The following is a 23,702-nucleotide window of genomic DNA, read 5'->3' as shown; positions in this document are numbered from 1 at the left end:
TATATTGTTAAACAAAAGCGTCATAAATAACCTGTATTGCTTTTTCAAATTGATCATTTTCTATACCAACAATAATATTAAGTTCGCTAGAACCTTGATCAATCATCCTAATATTAATTTTTGCATTAGATAATGCTGTAAATATTGTAGATGCAATCCCAGGACGGTAGGCCATACCATGACCTACTGTAGCAACGAGGGCCATGTTTGGATGTACCTCAAGAAGATCTGGACAACAGTTTTTATTAATGTCATTAACTAGTTTTTCTAAAGTACCGTTTACTAGTTGATTATCATCAACGACTACAGAAATTGAATCTATACCGGATGGAATATGTTCAAAGCTTACCCTATGATTTTCGAAAATAGTAAGTAGTTTTCTAACATAACCAATTTGTGCATTCATTTGATTTTTTTCTACTGAAATAACAGTAAAATCTTTTTTACCTGCAATTCCTGTAATTGGAATCTCATCTAAATCGACAGATGCGTCCTTTAAGATCATCGTACCTTCATCTTCTGGGGCATTAGTATTTCTAATATTTATCGGTATGCCCACCTTTAAAACCGGGAAAATTGTTTCCTCATGGAGTACTTTTGCTCCCATGTAAGAAAGTTCTCTAAGTTCTCTATAAGTAATTTTGTTAATAGATTTAGGCTTGTTTACAATTCCAGGGTCTGCTACTAATAAACCAGAAACATCTGTCCAGTTTTCATAGACTGTTGCTTTCGTTGCAGTGGATACGATAGCTCCAGTAATGTCAGAACCACCTCTAGAGAATATTTTAATATCCCCATTAGGCATAGACCCGTAAAAACCTGGAATTACAGCATATTCAACATTTTGTAGACGACTGCGCATTAATTCTTTGGTTTTACTAAGATCTAACTGTCCATTTATATCAAATCGAATAACATCTTTGGCGTCAATAAACTCAAAGTTAAGTAGATGACTTAAAATGACACCATTTAAAAACTCACCCCGACTAGCCATATAATCCAAAGTTGTACCCTTATTAATATTTTCTACAATTTCTTGGAAATAAGGCTGTAAATCTAAATCTATTTTTAAGTCTAGTACGATCTCTTTATATCTTTTTTGTATCGTTTTTAAAATATCTTCATATGGTGTGTTTGTACAACAACATGAATGACACTGATATAATAAATCAGTAATTTTTGTGTCAGATGAAGATCTTTTCCCAGGTGCAGATGGAACGACATATCTTCGCGTTTTATCATTGTGTATAATTGATTCTACTTTTTTAAATTGGGTGGCATTTGCTAAAGAGCTTCCACCAAATTTAACAACCTTAAGTGACATAATTAATCCCCCTAAAAATTCCTTGTTTGTATAAGTAATAATTATAATAATTTATAAATAAAAAGTCAAATTTTATTAATATTTAGAAAATAATATTATCTTTCTAATGCTAGGTGGTGTCTTTTATGAGCATAGTATCATATATAGATATGAAGTACTTATAATTGCAAGAAAGTTTATAAATATACATTTCTATATAGATACTGAAATATTAACAAGTAAATAATGTAATAAATGATGTACATTTTATATGTTATAATAGGAATACTCATGTACATTAAGGGGGGGCTTTATTTGCAAAGAATTATTGAATTAATGATTAGCTCAGGAGAGTCAGGTGTAAACTTAGCATTATTTATTCTTTTACCAGTAATGGTAATCATGATGGCACTGATGAGAGTGTTAGATGATAAAGGATTTCTAAAAACAATTGCAGTGAAACTGTCACCACTACTTATTCTTTTTGGTTTACCAGGTTTAGGCGTATTTGCTATACTGCAGATTTTATTTATAAGTTTTGCAGCACCAATTGCAACGCTAAAAATTGCAGATCAAGATGAATCAATTACAAACCGCCGTATTGCAGCAACATTAGCAGCAATTCTTCCTATGTCACAAGCTAATGCAACTTTTCCTTTAGCTGTAGTAGGATTAAATCTTCCAATTACAATGTTAACATCTGTATTAGGTGGCTTATTATCCGGTTTTCTTGCATATAAATTTGCAGGAGAAGATACGGAGGATCACGTTAAGAAAGTAAAAAATGAAGGTGTTTCCTTAAAAGAAGAGAAGAAAAAGAGCAAAATCATACAGTCATTATTTAGGGGTGGAGAAGAAGGTTTACAAATTGTTTTAAAAGCGATACCACCATTAGTACTGTCCATTTTTGCCGTTAATATATTAAGAGAAATAGGTGCAATTTCATTAGTAGAATCTTTACTGTCACCATTATTAGTGCGTGTTGGTGTGCCGGGTATTGCGGTCCTTCCTATGGCAACTAAGTATCTAGCAGGGGGAACAGCAATGATGGCTATAACCATGGAGTTATTAGCTGAAGGAAGCATGACAGCCGTTGAATTGAATCGAATTGCAGGATTTACAATTAATACCTTTGATGCTGTTGGATTAGCATTACTACTTTCTTCTGGACCAAGAGTTTCTGCAGTTGCAAAACCAGCTATTAAAGCAGCCTTAATAGGTATACTATTCAGAGGAATTCTACATCTCATTATATTTTAATACAAATAAAGCATCCTTTTTCAAAAAAAGGATGCTTTATTGTATTAAAATCAGTGTAGTTTTAAAACTTCTATCTATTAGACCCAAGCACATACAATTAGATGAAATTGACGTAATATCTCCATTAATGTTAAATCATATGTATAGGGAGGAGTGTTACTATTTAATAAAGCTAGCACAAGTATCAAATATTAATATACCTATTTGTGATCCAACAAAACCTAGAAATGAATAGCAAAGTAGGTAAATGATACTATTTTTTAGGAAGCACCTATCCTTATTCGTTGAAAATATGATATACTTTTTATAGATTAAAGTGTAACCTAATCCCAGCGAACATATGTTTGACACACCTAAACATTTATGTTAAAATATAACAAAAGATGAAAGGATTGAACACTAATGAAAAAGTCAAGTGAAAAGAGTAATCTTGAGATGCTAAGGAAAGAATTGAATGACTTAATAAAGAAAAATGATGGTAAAATAACTCAAGAAATTATTGAAATTAGTCAAAAACTTGATGAAGTAATTGTTGAATGTGTCCGAAATAATACTTGAAACTCCCTCTTTATTATTTATGCAAAAAAAGAGGGAGTTTTTTATTGATTAATTATTGATTTTGTGGGGTAAAACTACGTTTTTCTAATTCCGAATCAAGCATAAAAATCGCAGGATTATCTTCGCCGATTTTTTTCACCTTATTAAGTAAAGACGTCATCATAGCTTCTTCTTCCACTTGCTCATCAACAAACCAATTTAAAAAGCTTATACAAGGGTAATTCTTTTCTTCAATCGCAATGTCCATAATACTATGTATTCTTTTTGTTACAAACTTTTCATGATTTAATGCAATTTCCATAACTTGAGCTAAGGAATCAAAATCATTTTTAGGGTCATCAAATCCTTGAATATTTATTCTTCCCCCTGCATCGTTAATAAAGTTGAAAAATTTCATTGCGTGAAAGCTTTCTTCTTCAGCCTGTACTTTAAAAAAGTTAGCAAATCCATCTAAATCTCTATCCAAGCAATAAGCGGACATGGCTAAATAGTAATTCGCTGATGCAAACTCGTATTTAAGCTGTTCATTTAATTCTTTTACTAATTTTTCTGTTAACATTTAAATCTCTCCTTCTATTTATCCTAAATATAGTCCATATTAATATACCCAACATAAATCCAGTTAATCTATAAAAAATATTTTAATAGGTTGAAAACATTAAGTGATATATGGGATAATATTACTACTATAAAATATAAGCAAACAGTTATTTAAATGTATGTATAAGATGTACAGCAACTTAGAAAAAAATCAAAAAATGGAGTGATATAATGAGATACGAAGGAGCGGTATATAGGCCTCCTAGTGAAGCTTTTAGTTTAATCATACAAGTTACAATAGGGTGTTCTCACAATAAATGCACATTCTGTAGCATGTATAAAGACAAGCACTTTAAAATAAGAAATCTGGAAGAAATAGAAGAAGATTTACTGCTGGCTAGAGAACACTACAATCATGTAAAACGAGTATTTTTAGCAGATGGTGATGCACTAACACTTAAAACTGAGGATTTAAAATACATATTAAAAAGAATTCAATCTATATTCCCAGAATGCGAAAGAGTGGGAATATACAGTGGACCAAAAGATATATTAAGGAAAAGTGTTGAGGAATTATCCGAGTTAAATAAACTAGGGTTGGGAATTGCGTACTTAGGAATAGAATCAGGAAGCGATGATATATTAAAAGAGATTAATAAAGGTGTAACTTCCGAGGAAATGATTGAAGCAGGTAAGCGTATTGTAAAGTCAGGGATCAAACTTTCTGTTACATTAATTTCAGGATTAGGCGGAATTGCAAATTGGAAGGAACACGCAATGGAATCAGCAAAAGTAATTAATGGAATAAACCCAGATTACCTAGGGTTATTAACCTTAATGGTACAGCCAGGTACAAAAATGTATGACCAAATACAAAATGGCAGTATTGAATTGTTGTCTCCAGAAGAGGTTATGGTAGAAACAAAACTTTTACTTGAAAATTTAGAGGTAACTGATTGTGTATTTAGAAGTAATCATGCATCTAACTATGTAGCACTGCAAGGAGTGTTACCGAAAGATAAAAATAACTTAATAACACAAATTAATCAAGTCTTAAAACAAGGTAATGGTTATAAAGGAGAAGCATTTAGGCGATTGTAATGTTAAAAAATTAAAAATTATTTGACATTAATCAACTTTTAATTTAATATATAATATCAAGAATAGAATTTAACAATATATAAGCAATGAAGAGAAGAGTAAGGATAGAGTGTAGTTAAAGCGAGTTGGTGATAGTGAGAGACCAATACGAAGGCTGTCTTGAAAAACATCTCAGAGCTCCTAACCGAAATCTAATGAAAGTAGACTTAGGCGGAACCAAACCGTTATAATTGGACAGCATCGAGTAATTTCTGTGCTGCTAAGAGAGTATTTTACTAATAAAGGTGGTACCGCGGAAGTAACCTTTCGCCCTTATGATATAGGGCGAAAGGTTTTTTTATATAGTAAGAAGGAGAATTTACTTACTCACACTATTGTTTAGGAGATTAATTATACTTAAATATTAAAGTTTATGCTTGTAAGAAAATAAAGGGAGGATAACTAGAATGAATTCATTAATTTTACCGAAAGACTATGATCCAGGTTTAAACATTAAAGAAACAGCAGTTGCAATAAAGCAGATAAAAGATTACTTTGAACAAAATTTGGCAGAAGCTTTAAATTTAACAAGGGTTTCAGCGCCATTATTTGTCTTATCAGATACTGGTATGAACGATAATTTAAATGGTGTGGAAAGACCTGTTGCTTTTGATTTAAAAGGGATGGATGGAAAAGAAGTAGAAATTGTTCACTCTCTTGCAAAGTGGAAACGCATGGCATTACATAGGTATAGCTTTGATGTTGGGGAAGGCATATATACAGACATGGATGCAATAAGAAGGGATGAAGATTTAGACAATATTCATTCAATTTATGTTGATCAATGGGATTGGGAACAAATTATTGCCAAAGAAGACAGAACAGAAGAAACATTAAAAAATACTGTAAATAAGATTTATAGTGTTTTCAAAAAAACTGAAGATTACTTAGCAATGCTCTATAACAACTATGAAAAGGTATTACCGGAAAACATCACATTTATAACAACACAGGAATTAGAAAATCGTTACCCTGATTTAACATCAAAAGAAAGAGAAAATGAAATTGCAAAAGAAAAAGGTGCTGTATTTATAATGAAAATTGGTGGGGACCTAAAATCAGGGGAAAAACATGATGGAAGGGCACCGGATTATGATGACTGGGAACTAAATGGGGATATTATTCTCTGGTTCCCTACTTTAGAAATGGCCTTAGAGCTTTCATCAATGGGAATACGTGTTGATGAAAAGGCCCTAGAAGCGCAATTGAAAGAAGCTGGTTGTGAAGAAAGACAGTCACTATTATTTCACCAGTCAATACTAAATAAAAAACTTCCGTATACAATAGGTGGTGGAATTGGTCAGTCAAGGATATGTATGTTTTTTCTTAAAAGAGCACATATAGGCGAAGTACAGTCTTCAATTTGGCCCGAGGATATGATAGAAACTTGCGAAAAATCCAATATATTTTTATTATAAAACTAGAAGGGATTTTCCCTTCTAGTTTTGTAATGAGAAGGCGTATGTGTATACTAGTCTTAAATTTAAAATAAAGGATTTTAAAAGTTGCTGAAGAATACCATAATATCTAGTAATACAAAGCGTATAAAAATTTACTGTGCTTAGGAGGAATAAAATGAAAGATTTAGATCAAATGCCTTTAGAAATAAAAAAAGCATATGCCAAGATTTTATCTATCACATTATCTGTTAAAGGTTCAATTGAGCAGTCAAAATTAATAAACTTCTATAGGTTATTAGCCAATATAAAATTAAACATTTCTGATAGGTACAGCCTATTCCCTTTACATGCAAACAATCCAAAAGATTTAGAAGCATTATGTAGAGAAGTAGTAGAAGGATTATCCGATCAAGAAATAAATATTGTGAGATTTTCTTTAATGAAAGATATGCTTATTATAATGAATGTAAGCGATGACCCATCATATGAAGAGGAAGCTGTATTTCATAGCGTAAGAAAAAATTTAAATGTACCTGAAGAATATGTAGTTTACTTTAAAGATGAGATAGAAAATGATCAAAGCTTTCCTGAAATGGTGGCGGAGAAAGAAGCATTATCAGAGGTTGTGAAAAAAGAAGGTATAAAAGTAGCAGCATTAACAGCACCTTATTTTTGTCATAAGTTAGTTGTAAATAGCAAATTTAATAAAAAATATAAAAAATCGACATTTTTATCTCTTAGTGAAATCATGTATAATAAACGTAGGGGACGTTCAAAAAAGATGAAGAAATTTTTAATACCAATGGCTTTAGGTGCTGCCAGCTATAGTGTAACAAAAACATTAATTGAAGCTAGAAAGAGAAAAGCTGAACATCTAAAGAAGTTAACTTCGAACAAAGCATTAGAACTGCAAAATCGAGCGATTAATTACTTGGAACAGGATATTAAGACTTTGACTGATCCATCTATGTTACAAAGCGATGAAAATCCCGGAGTTGAAGAAAAAATTATACTGATTAGAAAAGCTGTTGCGCAATTGAAAACATCCAAACCAAAATTATTATAGAACTAGAGGAGTGTTAGTTTGTTATTAAAATCGAAACATATCAAATTGGTTACTATCAGTCTATTTGTGTTTTTTCTTCTGACCGCTTGTTCCTTTACAATGAAAGATGATGAAGAAACATTTAAAGAAACAGAGCCTACCACAGTAGTTGATGAACAAGAAGAAAGCACACCAGAACCAGTCTATATTACAATCTCAGCCGTAGGGGATGTAATGGCCCACATGTCCCAAATAAATGCACAATACAGAAATGATATAGATGATTATGATTTTACAAATAATTTTAAACATATGAAGCCTTATATTACGGATGCTGATATAGCCTTAGCTAATTTAGAAACAACTTTTGGTGGTGCAGAGAGAGGATATTCAGGTTTTCCTTTATTTAATGCCCCGGATGCTTTGGCTGACGGACTAGCAGATGCAGGGTTTGATATTATTGCTACTGCTAATAACCATACCATTGATACTGGCATAACTGGTGCGAATAGAACGATAGACGTGCTAAGAGATCGTGATCTTGGGGTAATTGGCACTAGAAAAAGTGTAGATGAAGAAAGTTACATGATTAAAGACGTAAATGGGGTAAAAGTAGGATTTACTGCTTATACCTATGAAACAAAAAGGCAAGGGGAGACAAAAACCTTAAATGGGATCCCTATACCAAAAGACTATGAGGATTTAATCGACACTTTTTCATATGAATATATGGAACAAAGCTATGAGGAAATGGAGAATCGGGTTAATCATCTAAGAGAAGCCGGCGCAGAAGCCATTGTGTTTTTTATGCATTGGGGTGACGAGTATCAAAGACAGCCTAATCAGTTTCAAAAGATGATTGCTCAGAAATTATCTGAGTTTGGCGTAGATATTATTTTTGGAAGTCATCCTCACGTAGTACAACCAATAGAATTAATCAAAAACGAAGTTAATGATCATCAAACCGTAGTAGTTTATTCAATGGGGAATTTTATATCAAACCAGCGACATGAAACCTTAAATAATCGTTATACGGAAGATGGACTGATGGTAACAGTGGAATTAAAGAAAGATTTTGAAGAAGATACCATCTCCATTAACAATGTGAAGTATATGCCAACCTGGGTTTATAGGTACACAGAAAATGGAAGGTTTGTTTATGAGGTCATACCTGTTCTTGATTATATTGAAAACAAACAAAGCTATGAGCTTTCTGATGAAATAGCATCAAGAATTTTAAACTCTAAAGAGAATACAAAAGGGTTAGTTGACCTTGAAGATGAATTATTGAGGACTAAACCCGTATTTAAAAGAAATTAATAAAATGTTATAGATGTAGAAGGAAAAATGTATTAATTTGGAGAAATTACCTTAGCAGGATTTCCAAATTATGAGTTCTTAAAACTTTTTTATGGAATATTTTAATGTGGTGACAACATATAGTGCTTTTAGGTTAGATTTTATTCGAGTATGAATACTCGAATAAAATACTAACTTTATAGTAAGGGGGATGAAGATGAAAATTGGTATACCACAGAGTTTGCTGTATGCTTATTACTATCCATTTTGGAAAACTTACTTCGAGGAAATAGGATTTGAAGTAGTGACAACGCCAATGACAACAAAAGGAATAATTGATAAAGGTGTAAAAGGGTCGGTTCCAGAAATATGTGTACCCATAAAAGTATATATTGGGCATGTCCTTACACTTTTAGAACAAGATGTAGATTACATTTTTGCTCCGCGTTTTGTATCTATAGAGAAAGGTCAATTTTTTTGCCCAAAGTTTATGGGGTTACCAGATATGCTACGCCACTCTTTTAAAAATATTGAAGAGAAGCTTATTTCACCCACAATTCAATCACACAGTGACAATATAGCAGTACCGAGTAAGAACTATAAGATCTTTGAAGAAAAATTTAATATATCCAGTAAGCTTAATCAAAGTGCATTAGAAAAAGCAGAAAAAGTCTGGTTTAAATTTAGAGAATACTCTAGAAAGGGATATTCTGCCTTAGAAGCTGCTGATATTGCCTTAGGTAATTGTACAGAGGAAGAATACAATCATGAACCTAAAGAAAATATGGAAGTAACAATTGGATTAGTTGGTTATGTTTATAATATTTATGATACTTTTATTAGTATGGATATATATAATCGACTTAAAGAAATGGGTGTAAAAGTAAGAACTTTTGAAATGCTTCCAGAGGATTTGCTAAAGGCATCTTTAAAAAATATGCCTAAGACAATGTTTTGGACATTTAGCGATAAGCTTTTAGCTGCAGGATATCACTTTTATCAAGATGATCAGGTCGATGGGCTTGTACACGTAACAGCTTTTGGATGTGGACCAGATTCGATGCTGGGTAAACTATTAGAAGTGGACTCAGAAGAATACAACAAACCTTTTATGACAGTAAGGGTAGATGAACATACAGGAGAAAACCATTTACAAACGCGAATAGAAGCATTTGTAGATATGATTAAAAGAAAAAAAATGAAAGTAAAGCGAGGTGCCTAAACAATGAAGGTATCTTTTCCATATATGGGAACGACGGTTGTATATAAAAAGTTGCTAGAACTTTTAGGCCACGAAGTAATTATGCCGCCAAAACCAAGTCAACATACAATTAATTTAGGGGTGAAATATAGTCCAGAGTTTGCTTGTTTTCCGTTAAAAGTTATTATGGGAAGCTATATGCAAGCAATTGAAAAAGGTGCGGAAGTTATGATCACTTCAGGTGGACATGGACCCTGTAGAGCAGGTTTTTATGAGCAAGTACATAGCAGAATTTTAAAACAAGAGGGGCACAATGTAGAATTTATTGTGTTTAACTCATTATTTAGAGACTATAAAAGTTTTATTAATAATGTATTGAAAATAAAAAATAAAAAGTCATGGTTTACCGTAGGAAAATCGTTGCTTCTAGTGTATGATATGATTAAAAAATTAGATATCCTTGAAAAAGAAGTTGAAAGAATTCGAGCATATGAAGTAAAAAAAGGCGAAACAACAAAAACTTGGGAGCAAATTCAATTGCTATTTGACAAAGCCAATACTAAAAAAGAAATAAAAGAGGCTTTTCATAAAGGCCAAGAATTACTCTCAAATATAAAGCAAACCGATGTAGAATCAGATAGAAAAATAAGGATAGGAATCGTTGGAGAGATTTATGTTGTAATGGAGCCATCCATAAATATGAAAATGGAAGAGCTTTTAGGTAACCTTGGAGCTGAGGTAGAAAGGTCACAGTATTTATCTAATTGGATCAGCTACAATGCCTTGCCTAAGTTTCTTAGAAAAGGGACACATGAAAAACAAATATTAGAAAAAGGTGAAAAATATATCCCAATTGAGATTGGTGGCCATGCGAAATTAACAATGGGGCAAATTGTTGACTTTAGTGATCGTGGTTTTGATGGTGTTATACATCTAATGCCTTTTGGGTGTTTACCTGAATTAGTATCCCAAAGTATTGTGCCTAAAGTTACAGAAGAGTTAGGAATTCCAGTTCTTACCCTATCAATTGATGAACAAATGGGTGTTGCAAATACCCTTACAAGAATAGAAGCCTTTTTAGATCTAGTAAAAGGAAAACAAGCTAAAAAAATATCATAAGGGGATGGCCAGGATGCAAGAAGTTTATTTAGGAATTGATGTAGGATCCGTTAGTACAAACATAGTAGCTACAAAAGAAGATGGAGAAGTTTTATTTAGTAAATACATAAGAACAAATGGACAGCCATTAGATTCTGTAAAAAAAGGATTAAAAGAATTAGCTAACACTGTGGGGAATGAAGTGACTGTTAAAGGTGTGGGAACGACTGGTAGTGGAAGACAGTTAATTGGCGTAATGGTAGGGGCAGATGTTGTAAAAAATGAGATAACAGCCCATGCCACAGCAACCATACATGAAGTTCCAAATGTTAGGACTATTTTTGAAATTGGAGGACAAGATTCAAAAATAATTGTAATAGAAGATCAGATGGTGACTGATTTTGCAATGAATACAGTCTGTGCTGCTGGAACGGGCTCATTTTTGGATCATCAATCTGAGCGATTAGGTATTCCTATTGAGGAGTTCGGCGACCTAGCTTTAACATCCAAAAGAGATGTACGAATAGCAGGTAGGTGTACAGTTTTTGCTGAATCAGATATGATTGCAAAACAACAATTTGGGTATTCTAAGGCGGAAATCATTCAAGGACTATGTGATGCACTAGTAAGAAATTATATTAATAATTTAGGTCGGGGTAAAAAACTAGAACCTCCTTTTGTTTTTCAAGGGGGCGTTGCTGCTAATGTGGGTATTCGAAGTGCTTTTGAGAAAGAAATTAATCAAGAAGTTATTATACCAAAGCATTTTAACATTATGGGCGCCCTAGGTGCTTCAATTTTAGCAAAAGAACATATAAAGTCTACTGGAGAAAAGACCAATTTTAGAGGGTTTGAAGCAGCTGATTTAGATTTTATACCTTCTACCTTTGATTGTGCAGACTGTTCAAATCACTGTGAAGTAATAAAAGTAGAACTGGATAGTAAAGTAGCTGCCATGTGGGGAGATCGTTGTGGAAAGTTTACTAACAGTCTATAGTCACATTTAAGATTACATATAATTTGTAAAATGAAAAAGAACACATTTAACCAGCGTCTGGACGGTTTCTCATGACGCTGAATAAATGTGTTCTTTATATATACGCTTTGTCAATTCTATATTTTAATATTAATGTTTTTATCTAAATTAATATTAGAACTTTATGTCTTGTGTATATTGCTCTAACTTTTCCAGTAGTGCAACGTATTTTGCCTCTGTTTCATCGCTATTAAGACGGATTTTACTAGCTTCAAATGCTTCATCAACTATTTCTTTCGTTTTTTGATCAAAACTTCTTTCTGCAAAAGTAAAAATAGCGGTATCTTCCTTATCTATGTGACGGTGAAGTAGGTCAGTATAGCAAGTAGCATTGGCGATGATATCGATTTCTGCGTTATCATGACCTTCCTTAGATCGTAACAGTGCATCTTCTAGGTTTTTAATAAACAATCTTCCTAAATCGTGTTCTGCCAGCATACCATATATTGGGCCGTTTTTTATTTCTACGCCTAATTCTGCTGACATTTTATCAAATAAAATATCTTCTTCTTTCCCGTGGTGAAATTTATCTGCATAGTTTCGAATAAAATCAATAGCATCAAAAAAACCTTCATAATGCACCTTTTTTGTATTATATACCTCTATACAAAGTTTTTTTACTACTGTTAATATACGTAAAATATTTTTATGTTCTGATACAAGAACTTCTGTTGCTTTCATTATTCATCCTCCTTAACATATTTTAATTTAGTTTTATTATAGACGTATTTTATATATTTAGCCGTGATATAAATCAAAAAAATAAATTAATATGTATTTAAATTTTAAAAAAGGTTATAATCTTATAGGATAAGGATGTGAGCAGATGAAAATTGGTGGGTATGCACATAAAGACGGAATCACATTTTTTAATAATATTTTTAAAGTCAAAGCTACTTATTATAATAATAGAGTTGACTATGATATTCAGTGGATATTACCACCAAGATGGCTAAGAAAAGTTTCCAAAATACCTTTTTTAAATGGTATTTTAATTTTTTTCTATCAATGGAAAATTATAAATAAAAAAATTAGGGTTGTTTTTTGTGCACTAACTTTTTTACTAATACTGGACCTAATATTTAATTTTATGGAACCTTTTCGGACTTATGAAGTATGGATTTATATAATGATTGGTATTGTAAGCGTATTAAATCATAAAAGTATATTAAAAATTCTTAAATTTCATGGGGCAGAACATAAAATTATTAACTGTTATAGTGAAAAAGGCTATATAGACATAAATGAGGTTGAACAATCATCAAGATTTAACAAAAAATGTGGGTCTAACCTTGTGACAATTTTTTTGATCCTTTATGTTTTGACTAGTTTTCTTAAAATAAATTATTTAATATTTTATTTGTTTCTTTTAATTGTGGCATTACAAATAACAAAGTATTTATCCAAAATGCAAAATAAATTTTTAGAATCCTTAAATATTCTTCAATACATTACAGTAAGAGAACCTAGCTTGTTTGAGTTAGAAGTAGGTATACAAGGGTTTAACAAGTTACTACAGGTTACAGCAATATATAATAATGAGCAAAATAAAAGAAAAATTTAAATTTCAAAAAAGTTCATTTAGATTTGCACACCTTTTTATGAATTTCATAGTATGGATTAAGAGCGTTTAATTATATTCAAAAATGAAGGGGGCAATTTAAATGAGTGAAACAGTAAAAAATGATTTGTTAAGCAATTTCTTTGGAGGTTTTGGTAAAGGATCGAATATATACATTATAATAATTATTCTTCTTCTGTTTTTTTCAGGTGGAGGAGCAGGATGTGGAACTGGGTTCTTTGGCTTAGATCAAAACTTAATCTTTATTTTTATTATTTTCTTAGTTTTATTTGGTTCAAGTGGATTTTTTAGATTTTAGTTAAATAATAAGAACTGTTAGACTTTCTAACAGTTCTTGCTATATACATAAAATACTAATTTAGTATAAATTTACAATGATTAAAATAACATCCTCCACACATAATAGTAGTGTAGCTAGCGCTACAAAACACACTTATGGAAGGAGGGTGACGATAATGCCAAACAACAACAATAATTCAGGTAGAAATCAAATCGTAGTTCCAGCTGCTCGTCAAGCTCTAAATCAAATGAAAACTGAGATTGCAAATGAACTTGGTTTATCTAACTATGAGCAAACTGATAAAGGAAACTTAACTGCGAGACAAAATGGTTATGTTGGTGGATACATGACTAAAAGATTAGTAGAACAAGCTCAACAAAACATGAGTGGTCAACAATAATTAAAGTAGTCCAAATTCAAAATACAACAATAAAAGCGAAGCAAATGCTTCGCTTTTATTGTTGTATTTTTGTTTTATTACACAATCTTGTTTCATGTTGCAAAAGGTATATTTCTAGAGTAAACTAGTAATAAGAGAGTTTTTTGATTAGAGAGGATACGCGCACTATGCAGATAAAAAATAAAATGATTAAAAAAATGGATTTTACTTTGGTCGCAGTAATACTTATTATCTGTGTTCTTGGCGTATTTATGGTAGGACAAGCCACTGGCTGGAGTGAAAGTCATATAAGGACACAAGTTGCTTCGGTACTTATTGGATTTGCCGCAATCATTGTTATTTTATTTATTGACTATAATCAGTTTGCTAAATTTTACGTTCCAATTTATATTCTATCAAATTTACTTTTAGTTGCTGTTTTAGTTTTTGGAACTGGAGATGAGCAGTGGGGTGCAAGAAGATGGATACGTATTGGCGGATTTGGTTTTCAGCCTTCGGATTTTGTTAAGATAGGTATGATTATTTGTATAGCAAAAATGCTAAGTGATCATAAAGAAAATTTAAATAAACCGGTAACGATTCTGAAAATTTTAGTGGTTGCTGCCATTCCTATGGCCCTTGTTGCTAGGCAACCGGATTTAGGGACAACGATGGCCTTTGTAATATTTACCTTTGGAATGTTTTTTGTGGCAGGTCTAAAATATAAATATATTATATATACAGCTTTAGGGGCAATCGTATCAGCCCCATTAATTTGGCTTGGACTTGAAGGTTATCAAAAAGATAGAATATTAATTTTCCTAAATCCAGAATTAGATCCAATGGGAAGGGGTTATCAAATTATCCAATCGAAGATTACTGTAGGATCTGGGCAGTTCTTTGGTCTTTGGGTTACAGATATTGAACGGTATTTTCACGAGTATGGATTTTTACCGGAAAAGCACACGGATTTTATTTTTTCAATAACCGCACAAATCCTTGGGTTTGCAGGCGTATTTTTGCTACTAATTTGTTACATGATACTGCTAATCAGGTGTATTGATGTAGCAAGAGAAGCGAAAGATGATTTTGGCGCATATATGGCAACAGGTGTAACCTTTATGTTAGCTTTTCATATTTTTGCAAATATTGCCATGACAATAGGTCTAATGCCTGTTACAGGAAAACCTTTGCCTTTCGTAAGTTACGGGGGAACCTTTATGCTATCAAATATGATTGCCATCGGACTAGTTTTAAATGTTAATATCCGAAGATATAAAATTAATTTCTAATTCTAAAATTAGGGGATGAATTAAATATATAGCATTATACACATAAAATCTTTGACTAATATATGGTCAAAGATTTTTCTCTTTTTTGGATAAATTAATTAGTTTTAGATAAAAATAATAGTACTTTTATAATAGCTTTTACAATGGAAAAACAAGCAAGGAGGGTACATATGAAGAAGAATAAAGTGCTTAGCATTGCATTATTGCTCGTAATGACACTATCATTTCTAAGCTATGTCATAATTGACGATGTTCACGGCCAAAACATTGGCTGGGGCTCTACTGGAGCTGAAGTAAGAACGATTCAGACGAGACTTAGTAATTGGGGATACTATGACGGTCCAATATCCGGTACTTACGGGCCACAGACTTATGAAGCGGTGAGACTTTTTCAAAGACGAAATGGTTTGACGGTGGATGGTATAGTTGGACCTCAAACAAGAGCTGCTATAGGACTTCCTAGAGCAGGGGGCGGTACTTCTGCACCGGCAAGTGGTGGTGTTTCAAGGAGTGATGATGTACATTTATTAGCAAGAACGATCCATGCGGAGGCAAGAGGTGAGCCTTATGAAGGACAAGTAGCAGTAGGAGCAGTGGTACTAAATAGGGTTAGGAATCCAGCTTTTCCAAATACGATGGCCGGTGTTGTATACCAACCCTGTGCCTTTGAACCAGTAAAAAGAGGCACTATTAATGAACAACCCGATGACTCGGCTTATAGAGCTGCACGGGATGCTTTAAACGGTTGGGATCCAACCGGGGGAGCCATATATTTCTGGAATCCTGCCACAGCAACCAGTCAGTGGATTTGGACGAGGGAAATTAGTTTAAGAATAGGGAGACACGTATTTGCACATTAAAGGAGTGAAATCGTATTATGGAGAAATGGAAAAGATATACCCTACCAGTTATTCTAGGAATAGCGTTAATAGGAACAAGTATATGGGGTGTTTATCAATATAATCAATCAAGAGACTATCACACTTATCTTGATTTGCAGTTTCAACGTCAATTTTATGATTTAATTGGGCATGTTGAAAATGCACAAGTTGATTTAGCAAAAGCAATGGTATCAGGTTCAACGAATGATATGGCTAAATTTTTAAATGAGACCGTATTTCAAAGTTACATGGCACAAGAAAAATTAACTCAATTACCTTTAAACCATGCTAATATTCGTCAAGTTGAAAAGTTTCTTAGTCAAATGGGAGACTATTGTACAGCTATGGTTAATAAAACCTTAGAAGGACAATTATTAGATGAAGAAGAAATGGAAACCTTAACTGAGCTACATAGTTACGCTAATCTATTATCACAACATTTAATAGAGTTGCAACAGCAAATTGTAGCGGACGGTGTAAACTTTGGAGATTTAAGAAGAGAAGCAAATAGAGATTTAGATGCTGTAAATGATCGTATGACAGATATGAATTTAATTAATATAGAGGAACGTATGCAGGACTATCCAGAATTAATCTATGATGGACCTTTTTCAGAGCATATGAAAGACAGGAAGCCCAGACTCGAGGGTGAAGAAATACAAAGAGATGAAGCTATAGGAGTATTACAAGAAGCATTTTCAGATCAAAATATAAGCAATATAGAAGCTGTTGGTGGCATTCAAAATACAGCTTTTACAGGTTACTATCTTCGTGCACAAAAAGAAGGGAATGGTGATGGAGAAGAGGTTGCTGCAGGTATAACGAAACAAGGTGGACACATTCTATGGTATATTAATCCTAGAGTAGTAGGAGATAGTCAATTAGACGAAAATGAGGCAATTGACATAGCAGAGCAATTTTTACAAACTTTAGGCTATGACGATATGGTATCAACTTATACAATTGCTTATGAAGGACAGATATTAATTAACTTTGCATATATGCAAGATGATGTAATTGTGTATCCAGATTTAATAAAAGTGAAAGTGGCATTAGATAATGGAGATATTCTTGGATTAGAAACAGAAGGATATCTAATGAATCATCACGAAAGAGAGATAGCAGAACCTGAAATTTCAGAAGATGAGGCAAGAGAGAAGCTAACAAGTGCAGCTGAAGTTGAAAATGTACGATTGGCTATGATACCTACGGAAGGACAGGACGAAGTTCTATGCTATGAATTTACCGTTCAATTAGGAGAAGATCGTTACTTAATATATATTCATGCGGAAACTGGTCATCAAAGACAAATATTATTAATGGTAGAACAAGAAGACGGAACCCTAGTCATTTGATAAAATTGCAAAAGACAAATATAACTTTAATTTAAGAAAAAGACAAGCGTTTAAAATAGCGCTTGTCTTTTTCTTTTTGAAGCTTATCCAATTTTAAAAATATTGAATATTTAATAAATATTATGTACAATGAGTAAAAATGTAGAAAGGTATGATTTAATGAGATTTATTACATATTTAGAGAATAATCAAGAAAAAGTAGGCGTTATTAATGATAAAGACCAAGTTTTTAATATGAATGTATTACTGGAAGGTAACAAATTTAATACCATGCAGGAGTTAATCGAAAACTTTGATCAAGAGAAATTAATGACAATTAAAAAAGGTATGCTAGAAAAAAATACACAGTCAATTTCTTTAGACAATATCCAATTAAAAGCACCTATTCCTATCCCCTTAAGAAGTATTATATGTTTAGGGTTAAATTATAAAGATCATGTTGTAGAATTAAAAGATAGTCTAGGAAAAGAACGAAAAATCCCTGATGTCCCAGTATATTTTAGTAAAATGGCTAATCGTATTGTTGGTCCAGGAGGACTGATAAATCCTCACCATAATATAACACAACAAGTAGACTATGAAGTAGAACTAGCCATTATTATAGGAAAAGAAGGAACTAATATAAAAAAAGAAGAGGTAGAAGCGTACATTTTTGGCTATAGCATTATGAATGATATAACTGCTAGAGACTTACAACGGAAGCATACACAATGGACAAGGGGAAAGAGCTTAGATACATTCACGACAATGGGACCATGTATTGTCCATAAGGATGTATTACCATTACCACTAGAATTAGAATTATCATCAAAGGTAAATGGGGAATTACGCCAAAAGTCAAATACGAAAAATCTAATTTTTGATATTCCATATATAATTAGTGATCTTTCAAAAGGGATAACATTGATGCCTGGAGACATTATTGCTACAGGAACGCCATCGGGAGTAGGAATGGGTTTTGAACCACCTAAACTATTAAAATCAGGTGATATGATAGAATGCCATATAGATAAAATAGGAACTTTAATAAACAAAGTTGAGTAAGGATAAAAAAATAAATTGAAATTAGATATTAACACATTGTTTATGGGATGTATCCACCATTGAGCAATGTGTTTTTGTTTTTTGAAGCTTTTTAGTAGAGTTGGAAGTTGAATTATGGAACCAAATCGCTATGTACGGAATAAAAATAAAATAAACACATAAGGAGGCGGTCTATTTGCGATTTATGGATAAGCTGTCCTATACACTTGCCGAGTCTGTAAAATCTCTTTCAGAAAAATCATCTGAAGTCGTAGAGATTAGTAAAATAAATTTAAGCATACGAAAACGTGAAAAGGAGCTAGAAGATTTATACATTGAGATTGGCAGACAGGTTTACAATCAAATGAAAAATAATCAAGCGTTTGCTACAACACAACTAAATCAATTAGTTAATAAGATAGCATCATTAGAGAATGATATAGAAACTTTACAAAAACTCGTATTTAAAATGCAAAAAATAAACGCTTGTGATTATTGTAAAGAAACCTATGACGATGATATATCTTATTGCCCTCTATGTGGTAAGTCATTAAAAATCTAACATAAGTGAGAATTGTCACATACTTTTAAAAAGTTATTAAATAAAATATACTTAAGATAAATAAAAGGGAGTGAACAACATGTCAATGAGAGAAATTATCGAAATAGATGAATCAAAATGCGATGGATGTGGATTGTGTGTTCCAGGATGTGCAGAAGGAGCGATCCAAATTATTGATGGAAAAGCAAAACTAGTAAGTGATATCTATTGTGATGGGTTAGGAGCCTGTATTGGACATTGTCCACAAAATGCTTTAAAAGTTGTAAAAAGAGAGGCGGAAGCCTTTGATGAAGAAGCAGTGGAAGAACTACTTAAAAGCCAAGGAAAAACTTTTAAACCTCAAGAACAAAGTCAAACTCCTCACAACAATCCCCAAGGACATGGACATGGGCATGGCGGTTGTCCAGGTAGCAGAATGATGAAGTTTGAAGAAGAAACAAATGATACACAAGCGACAGTTAATAACGGCGATATTGAAATTAAAATTAAACCACAATTACGACAATGGCCTGTACAACTAAATCTTGTTCCAGTAAATGCACCATACTTTGAAAATGCTGATTTATTAGTAACTGCCGATTGTGTACCATTTGCCTATCCAAACTATCATTTAGACTTATTAAAAGGAAAAGCAGTAGTCATAGGCTGCCCTAAGTTAGATGATCTTGAGCATTATACTGAGAAACTTACAAATATTATTGCATCTAATAACTTAAAATCTATAACAGTTGCTTTTATGGAAGTGCCATGTTGTGGCGGTATTGTAAGAGCAGTAGATGAAGCAGTAATTAAATCAAGTAAAAATATTGTAGTTAATAAAGTGAAGATTGGTATACAAGGACAGAAAAAATAGCATATAATAAAATCTAGAACCTCTTGTTGTGAAATAAGAGGTTTTATTATTTTTGCTGGTATTAACGTCATACAAGGGATTTACCTTAAAGTGATTGATTAGTCTCATTATTATAGATAAAAACATATAACCATGATATAATCTAAAAAGATAGGCAAGAATACAAAATACATTATTATTATAAATGGCTATGATTTGGTGGTGTATAGCACGTGATAAATGAACAAAAGCAATTACCAATAGCGGTTTTTGATTCTGGGGTGGGAGGTATAAGTGTATTAGCTGAACTTATGACTTGCCTTCCAAAAGAAACATATATTTATTTTGGAGATTCAAAAAACGCACCCTATGGTACGAAAACAACAGATGAGGTTAGGAAATTAACCTTTGAAGTTGCTGAATTTCTTTATAAAAAAAATGTAAAAGCACTGGTTGTAGCCTGCAATACAGCTACTAGTGCTGCTATAAATGAACTGAGAGCGCACTACAAAATACCGATAATTGGAATGGAACCTGCGTTGAAACCCGCTGTCGAGCAAGCTAAGGGGACGATTGTAGTAATGGCTACCCCTGTTACTTTAGCAGAAAAAAAATTTAGTGATTTAATTGGTCGATTTGTTAATACAGCAAATATAATTAAGTTGCCTTGTCCTGGACTTGTAGAGTTAATTGAGTCTGGCGTTGAAGGAAATACAGAAATACATAATTATTTATCAAATCTATTTGCTTCAATTGATTTAACAAAGGTTAGTACGATTGTACTTGGTTGTACTCATTATGTTTTTATTTCAGACCTTGTAAGGATGATTGTAGGACCAGAAATAAATATTGTTCATGGCAACAAGGGAACTGCAAAACAATTATATAGAATGCTAAAGACTAAAGGAAATATAAATAATACACAAACTAACACAGAAGTACACTTAATGAATTCAAGCTCAGAAAAATTGCGTATTAATTTGAGTAAAGCGTTACTCGAGATGCAATTAAAGCGATTAAACTGGGAAGGAAAGTTAACATACCTAAATATGAATGAATGATCTAGTGGATAAACTAAAACAAATCCTACATACTAATAATGCAATAGATTTGCAAATTGGACTGTAGGAGGTGTTAATTTGATACATGCAGAAGTAACCCTTTATCCTTTAAAAACGCAAAATGCGAGTCGAGTTATAAACAACTCCATAGAAACTTTAGACCAAGAATCAGTTGAATATGAAGTTGGATCAATGGCTACCCATGTCCATGGAAACGAGGACAGCGTATGGAATAGCTTAAAAAGTTTATTTGATCAAGCTCAAACCTCAGGTGGAGAAGTTAGTATGGTGGTAACAATTACAAACTCAGCAAAACACTAATAAAGATAAAAGATGCTCTTATATAAATATATAGAGCATCTTTTATTTTTCCCGATAATAGGGTATAAGATAATAGGGTATAAATAGTATTAGAAAAACTCGAAAATAATGTAAAAAAATAAAGGAATTTGACGAGAAACGTCGAAGTATGTAAGTAATAAAATTATACAAACATATTACTTTTATTTTATATAGAACTAGGTTTGAAATACGAAAGAAGGAGGAATTTATATGAAAAAACTTCATCCAATAATAGAACATTTTATCGGTGTAGCACCGCTTTTAAATGCATTAATTATGGACGACATAGCTATATCTATATGCGACTTAGAAGGCTGTGTGCATTACGAACCAGGAAAGCTTCTAGATCATAAATTAAAAGCAGGTATGCCCCATGTTAAGGGATCTACTATGGTAAAGGCAATAGAAGGAAATAAACGAATTGTAGGGCGTGTACCAAAAGATTTATTTGGATTTCCTTATATAGCGGTTGCGATGCCTTTACATGATGAATCAGGAGAAGTAATCGGTGGGGTTACTGTTTGTACAGTTACAGATAAACAAGATAGACTTACAGAATTAGCAGAGCAGTTACATTCTGCAATATCAAATGTTACAGATGCAACGGAGCAACTTGCAACGAAGTCTGATGAAATGTCTGGTGTTGCAACAGGATTAAGTACTGTGTCAGAGAATTCTTTAAAAGAAGTAGAAAAAACCGATCAAGTTTTAGGATTTATTAATAAAGTGTCAAGTCAGACTAACTTATTAGGATTAAATGCTGCAATAGAGGCAGCAAGAGTAGGTAGCCAAGGTAGAGGTTTTGGCGTTGTTGCAGAAGAAATAAGAAAGCTAGCTACTGATAGTGCTGAATCCATTAAGAAAATAGATGAAGTATTAAAAAATATAAAAGTGGATAGTAAATCCATTAATACACAAATAACAAGTATAACAGAAATATTAATGAATCAAGCAGAGTCAAATCAACAAATCTTAGCTACAATGGAAGAGATAAGAAGTATGGGTGATGTACTTCGAGATGAAGCGGAGAAGCTAAGTCGTGATGAATATAATAACTAAAATAAATAAATTTATAAAAATCCGTCTATTTAGACGGATTTTTATTTTGTGTAAACATGTACAAGAAAATAATGTATAATAAAAAGGATTAATCCAATTTTAGTCGAATATTAACTTATATTATAAATATATGGAATTTAAAGAAATAAAATGTAAAGAGAGGACTTGATAAAATGGAAGAAAAGAACATGCCAAAAATAATTGAACATTTTGTTGCGGTAGCTCCATTACTAAACAGTCTTGTTGTTGACGATATAGCGGTATCTGTCTGTGATTTAGAAGAAGCCATAAGCTATTCCCCAGGAAAATTACTTGATCACAAAGTAAAACCGGGAACAAAGCATATAGAAGGAACCCTAATTTTGAGGGCGATTCAAGAGAACAAAAGGTTAATTGGTAGAGTGCCGAAAGAAGTTTTTGGGTTTCCATATATAGGGGTTGCAATACCACTACATGATGAAACAGGTGAAGTTGTCGGGGGCGTGATAGTAGCTACAGTTACAGAAAAACAGGACAAACTTCTAGAATTAGCTGAACAACTGAATATGGCGATTATGAATGTAACTGATTCAACTGAAGAAGTAGCAACTAAGTCAAATAAGATGTCGGATGTAGCAAGTGATCTAACTGGAGTATCTGAACATTCATTAGGAGAAGTGCAAAAAACAGATCAAGTTTTAGGTTTTATTAATAAAGTGTCAAGTCAAACAAACCTACTAGGATTAAATGCAGCTATTGAGGCAGCGAGAGTCGGCAGTTTAGGAAGAGGGTTCGGTGTTGTTGCCGAAGAAATTAGAAAACTTGCTACAGACAGTGCTGAATCTATAAAAAAGATAGATGAAGTATTAAAAAATATAAAAAGAGATAGCGTAGAAATCAACACCCAAGTATCAGATATTACAAAAATATTAATCGAACAAGCTGAGGCAAATCAACAAATACTTGCAACTATGGAAGAAATCAGGAGCATGGGTGACATCCTTAAAAGCGAGGCAGAACAATTAAGTAAAGATGAATATGAGTAGTAGATAAAAAAATCCATCATACGTGATGGATTTTTTTATCTAGCAAATTAACAGACATCATTGGTAGTGAGTACTAGATGTTCTTTTATGACAGTAAGTTTTTTAAAAGTTTTATATAATGAGAAGAAATATTTTTTAGATTCGTTGAA

General features: G+C 32.5%; 25 protein-coding genes and 1 other annotated feature. Of the genes, 22 read left to right on the top strand and 3 right to left on the bottom strand.

Translation table 11 applies throughout. The features are described from left to right. Nucleotides 1-7: 7 nt before the first annotated feature. A complete protein-coding gene (locus RH915_RS08005) occupies nt 8-1,324 on the bottom strand; it encodes an aspartate kinase (protein ID WP_310479159.1) in 1,317 nt (438 codons plus the stop codon). A 294-nt stretch (nt 1,325-1,618) separates the two neighbouring features. On the opposite strand from RH915_RS08005, the gene RH915_RS08000 reads away from it, so the two are divergent. Both RH915_RS08000 and RH915_RS07995 read left to right on the top strand, forming a co-directional pair. Continuing rightward, the gene (locus tag RH915_RS08000) at nt 1,619-2,563 is read left to right on the top strand and encodes a nucleoside recognition family protein (RefSeq protein ID WP_310479157.1); all 945 of its coding nucleotides are present in this window, start codon (nt 1,619-1,621) and stop codon (nt 2,561-2,563) included. 402 nt (nt 2,564-2,965) lie between these two features. Then, a complete protein-coding gene (locus RH915_RS07995) occupies nt 2,966-3,121 on the top strand; it encodes an aspartyl-phosphate phosphatase Spo0E family protein (RefSeq protein WP_310479156.1) in 156 nt (51 codons plus the stop codon). Between the two features lie 52 nt (nt 3,122-3,173). On the opposite strand, the gene RH915_RS07990 is transcribed toward RH915_RS07995, so the two are convergent. Further along, the gene (locus RH915_RS07990) at nt 3,174-3,680 is read right to left on the bottom strand and encodes a ferritin (protein WP_310479154.1); all 507 of its coding nucleotides are present in this window, start codon (nt 3,678-3,680) and stop codon (nt 3,174-3,176) included. Nucleotides 3,681-3,892: 212 nt separating this feature from the next. On the opposite strand from RH915_RS07990, the gene RH915_RS07985 reads away from it, so the two are divergent. The 7 genes from RH915_RS07985 (at nt 3,893) to RH915_RS07955 (ending at nt 11,841) form a co-directional block, all read left to right on the top strand. Then, nucleotides 3,893-4,762 carry a radical SAM protein gene (locus RH915_RS07985; protein WP_310479152.1) on the top strand — a complete coding sequence of 290 codons (870 nt, stop codon included), beginning with the start codon at nt 3,893-3,895 and terminating at the stop codon, nt 4,760-4,762. A gap of 77 nt (nt 4,763-4,839) precedes the next feature. Next, nucleotides 4,840-5,079, top strand: a binding site (T-box leader). A 129-nt stretch (nt 5,080-5,208) separates the two neighbouring features. Next, nucleotides 5,209-6,219: an aspartate--ammonia ligase gene (asnA, locus tag RH915_RS07980; RefSeq protein WP_310479151.1), complete on the top strand. Its 1,011-nt coding sequence runs from the start codon at nt 5,209-5,211 to the stop codon at nt 6,217-6,219. Nucleotides 6,220-6,376: 157 nt separating this feature from the next. Then, complete coding sequence (locus RH915_RS07975; RefSeq protein WP_310479149.1) at nt 6,377-7,267, top strand: hypothetical protein; 891 nt, start codon at nt 6,377-6,379, stop codon at nt 7,265-7,267. An 18-nt stretch (nt 7,268-7,285) separates the two neighbouring features. Beyond that, a complete protein-coding gene (locus RH915_RS07970; RefSeq protein ID WP_310479146.1) occupies nt 7,286-8,566 on the top strand; it encodes a CapA family protein in 1,281 nt (426 codons plus the stop codon). A 196-nt stretch (nt 8,567-8,762) separates the two neighbouring features. Next, nucleotides 8,763-9,767 carry an acyl-CoA dehydratase activase-related protein gene (locus RH915_RS07965; protein WP_310479144.1) on the top strand — a complete coding sequence of 335 codons (1,005 nt, stop codon included), beginning with the start codon at nt 8,763-8,765 and terminating at the stop codon, nt 9,765-9,767. A 3-nt stretch (nt 9,768-9,770) separates the two neighbouring features. Then, nucleotides 9,771-10,865, top strand: a complete 1,095-nt coding sequence (locus tag RH915_RS07960; protein WP_310479142.1) for a 2-hydroxyacyl-CoA dehydratase — start codon at nt 9,771-9,773, stop codon at nt 10,863-10,865. A 13-nt stretch (nt 10,866-10,878) separates the two neighbouring features. Next, a complete protein-coding gene (locus RH915_RS07955) occupies nt 10,879-11,841 on the top strand; it encodes an acyl-CoA dehydratase activase (RefSeq protein ID WP_310479141.1) in 963 nt (320 codons plus the stop codon). Nucleotides 11,842-11,994: 153 nt separating this feature from the next. Here the strand turns inward: RH915_RS07955 and RH915_RS07950 are convergent, their stop codons facing one another. Then, nucleotides 11,995-12,561, bottom strand: coding sequence for a hemerythrin domain-containing protein (locus tag RH915_RS07950; protein WP_310479140.1), 567 nt, complete (start codon nt 12,559-12,561; stop codon nt 11,995-11,997). 145 nt (nt 12,562-12,706) lie between these two features. Here RH915_RS07950 and RH915_RS07945 point away from each other — a divergent pair, with 145 nt between their 5' ends. From RH915_RS07945 to RH915_RS07885, 13 genes are all read left to right on the top strand, one after another. Further along, nucleotides 12,707-13,444, top strand: a complete 738-nt coding sequence (locus tag RH915_RS07945; RefSeq protein ID WP_310479138.1) for a DUF1385 domain-containing protein — start codon at nt 12,707-12,709, stop codon at nt 13,442-13,444. 100 nt (nt 13,445-13,544) lie between these two features. Next, nucleotides 13,545-13,760: a hypothetical protein gene (locus tag RH915_RS07940; protein WP_310479137.1), complete on the top strand. Its 216-nt coding sequence runs from the start codon at nt 13,545-13,547 to the stop codon at nt 13,758-13,760. A 157-nt stretch (nt 13,761-13,917) separates the two neighbouring features. After that, nucleotides 13,918-14,142, top strand: a complete 225-nt coding sequence (locus RH915_RS07935; protein WP_310479136.1) for an alpha/beta-type small acid-soluble spore protein — start codon at nt 13,918-13,920, stop codon at nt 14,140-14,142. Nucleotides 14,143-14,309: 167 nt separating this feature from the next. Next, nucleotides 14,310-15,413, top strand: a complete 1,104-nt coding sequence (gene rodA, locus RH915_RS07930; protein WP_310479135.1) for a rod shape-determining protein RodA — start codon at nt 14,310-14,312, stop codon at nt 15,411-15,413. 170 nt (nt 15,414-15,583) lie between these two features. Then, a complete protein-coding gene (gene sleB / locus RH915_RS07925) occupies nt 15,584-16,273 on the top strand; it encodes a spore cortex-lytic enzyme (RefSeq protein ID WP_310479133.1) in 690 nt (229 codons plus the stop codon). 17 nt (nt 16,274-16,290) lie between these two features. Then, nucleotides 16,291-17,649, top strand: a complete 1,359-nt coding sequence (gene ypeB / locus RH915_RS07920) for a germination protein YpeB (RefSeq protein ID WP_310479132.1) — start codon at nt 16,291-16,293, stop codon at nt 17,647-17,649. Nucleotides 17,650-17,808: 159 nt separating this feature from the next. Then, complete coding sequence (locus tag RH915_RS07915; protein WP_310479130.1) at nt 17,809-18,693, top strand: fumarylacetoacetate hydrolase family protein; 885 nt, start codon at nt 17,809-17,811, stop codon at nt 18,691-18,693. A gap of 175 nt (nt 18,694-18,868) precedes the next feature. Further along, on the top strand, nt 18,869-19,234 hold the full coding sequence (locus tag RH915_RS07910; RefSeq protein ID WP_310479128.1) for a hypothetical protein: 366 nt from the start codon (nt 18,869-18,871) through the stop codon (nt 19,232-19,234). 79 nt (nt 19,235-19,313) lie between these two features. Further along, nucleotides 19,314-20,087, top strand: a complete 774-nt coding sequence (locus RH915_RS07905; RefSeq protein WP_310479127.1) for an ATP-binding protein — start codon at nt 19,314-19,316, stop codon at nt 20,085-20,087. A gap of 212 nt (nt 20,088-20,299) precedes the next feature. Further along, nucleotides 20,300-21,127, top strand: coding sequence for a glutamate racemase (gene murI, locus RH915_RS07900; protein WP_310479125.1), 828 nt, complete (start codon nt 20,300-20,302; stop codon nt 21,125-21,127). Between the two features lie 78 nt (nt 21,128-21,205). Further along, nucleotides 21,206-21,448, top strand: coding sequence for a YkoF family thiamine/hydroxymethylpyrimidine-binding protein (locus RH915_RS07895; RefSeq protein WP_310479124.1), 243 nt, complete (start codon nt 21,206-21,208; stop codon nt 21,446-21,448). 231 nt (nt 21,449-21,679) lie between these two features. Then, a complete protein-coding gene (locus tag RH915_RS07890; RefSeq protein WP_310479122.1) occupies nt 21,680-22,528 on the top strand; it encodes a methyl-accepting chemotaxis protein in 849 nt (282 codons plus the stop codon). Nucleotides 22,529-22,701: 173 nt separating this feature from the next. Further along, on the top strand, nt 22,702-23,553 hold the full coding sequence (locus RH915_RS07885; protein WP_310479120.1) for a methyl-accepting chemotaxis protein: 852 nt from the start codon (nt 22,702-22,704) through the stop codon (nt 23,551-23,553). The last annotated feature ends 149 nt before the right edge of the window (nt 23,554-23,702 follow it).

The sequence above is a fragment of the Serpentinicella sp. ANB-PHB4 genome, from assembly GCF_031432315.1.
Taxonomy (GTDB): domain Bacteria; phylum Bacillota; class Clostridia; order Peptostreptococcales; family Natronincolaceae; genus Serpentinicella.
This window is presented reverse-complemented; position numbering and strand designations above follow the sequence as displayed.

Bases quoted from the DNA above. Each gene is read 5' to 3' on its own strand.
- RH915_RS08005 (WP_310479159.1), bottom strand. From the start codon at position 1,324: ATGTCACTTAAGGTTGTTAAATTTGGTGGAAGCTCTTTAGCAAATGCC.
- RH915_RS07995 (WP_310479156.1), top strand. From the start codon at position 2,966: ATGAAAAAGTCAAGTGAAAAGAGTAATCTTGAGATGCTAAGGAAAGAA.
- RH915_RS07990 (WP_310479154.1), bottom strand. From the start codon at position 3,680: ATGTTAACAGAAAAATTAGTAAAAGAATTAAATGAACAGCTTAAATAC.
- RH915_RS07985 (WP_310479152.1), top strand. From the start codon at position 3,893: ATGAGATACGAAGGAGCGGTATATAGGCCTCCTAGTGAAGCTTTTAGT.
- asnA (WP_310479151.1), top strand. From the start codon at position 5,209: ATGAATTCATTAATTTTACCGAAAGACTATGATCCAGGTTTAAACATT.
- RH915_RS07975 (WP_310479149.1), top strand. From the start codon at position 6,377: ATGAAAGATTTAGATCAAATGCCTTTAGAAATAAAAAAAGCATATGCC.
- RH915_RS07965 (WP_310479144.1), top strand. From the start codon at position 8,763: ATGAAAATTGGTATACCACAGAGTTTGCTGTATGCTTATTACTATCCA.
- RH915_RS07960 (WP_310479142.1), top strand. From the start codon at position 9,771: ATGAAGGTATCTTTTCCATATATGGGAACGACGGTTGTATATAAAAAG.
- RH915_RS07955 (WP_310479141.1), top strand. From the start codon at position 10,879: ATGCAAGAAGTTTATTTAGGAATTGATGTAGGATCCGTTAGTACAAAC.
- RH915_RS07950 (WP_310479140.1), bottom strand. From the start codon at position 12,561: ATGAAAGCAACAGAAGTTCTTGTATCAGAACATAAAAATATTTTACGT.
- RH915_RS07945 (WP_310479138.1), top strand. From the start codon at position 12,707: ATGAAAATTGGTGGGTATGCACATAAAGACGGAATCACATTTTTTAAT.
- RH915_RS07940 (WP_310479137.1), top strand. From the start codon at position 13,545: ATGAGTGAAACAGTAAAAAATGATTTGTTAAGCAATTTCTTTGGAGGT.
- RH915_RS07935 (WP_310479136.1), top strand. From the start codon at position 13,918: ATGCCAAACAACAACAATAATTCAGGTAGAAATCAAATCGTAGTTCCA.
- rodA (WP_310479135.1), top strand. From the start codon at position 14,310: ATGCAGATAAAAAATAAAATGATTAAAAAAATGGATTTTACTTTGGTC.
- sleB (WP_310479133.1), top strand. From the start codon at position 15,584: ATGAAGAAGAATAAAGTGCTTAGCATTGCATTATTGCTCGTAATGACA.
- ypeB (WP_310479132.1), top strand. From the start codon at position 16,291: ATGGAGAAATGGAAAAGATATACCCTACCAGTTATTCTAGGAATAGCG.
- RH915_RS07915 (WP_310479130.1), top strand. From the start codon at position 17,809: ATGAGATTTATTACATATTTAGAGAATAATCAAGAAAAAGTAGGCGTT.
- RH915_RS07905 (WP_310479127.1), top strand. From the start codon at position 19,314: ATGTCAATGAGAGAAATTATCGAAATAGATGAATCAAAATGCGATGGA.
- RH915_RS07890 (WP_310479122.1), top strand. From the start codon at position 21,680: ATGAAAAAACTTCATCCAATAATAGAACATTTTATCGGTGTAGCACCG.
- RH915_RS07885 (WP_310479120.1), top strand. From the start codon at position 22,702: ATGGAAGAAAAGAACATGCCAAAAATAATTGAACATTTTGTTGCGGTA.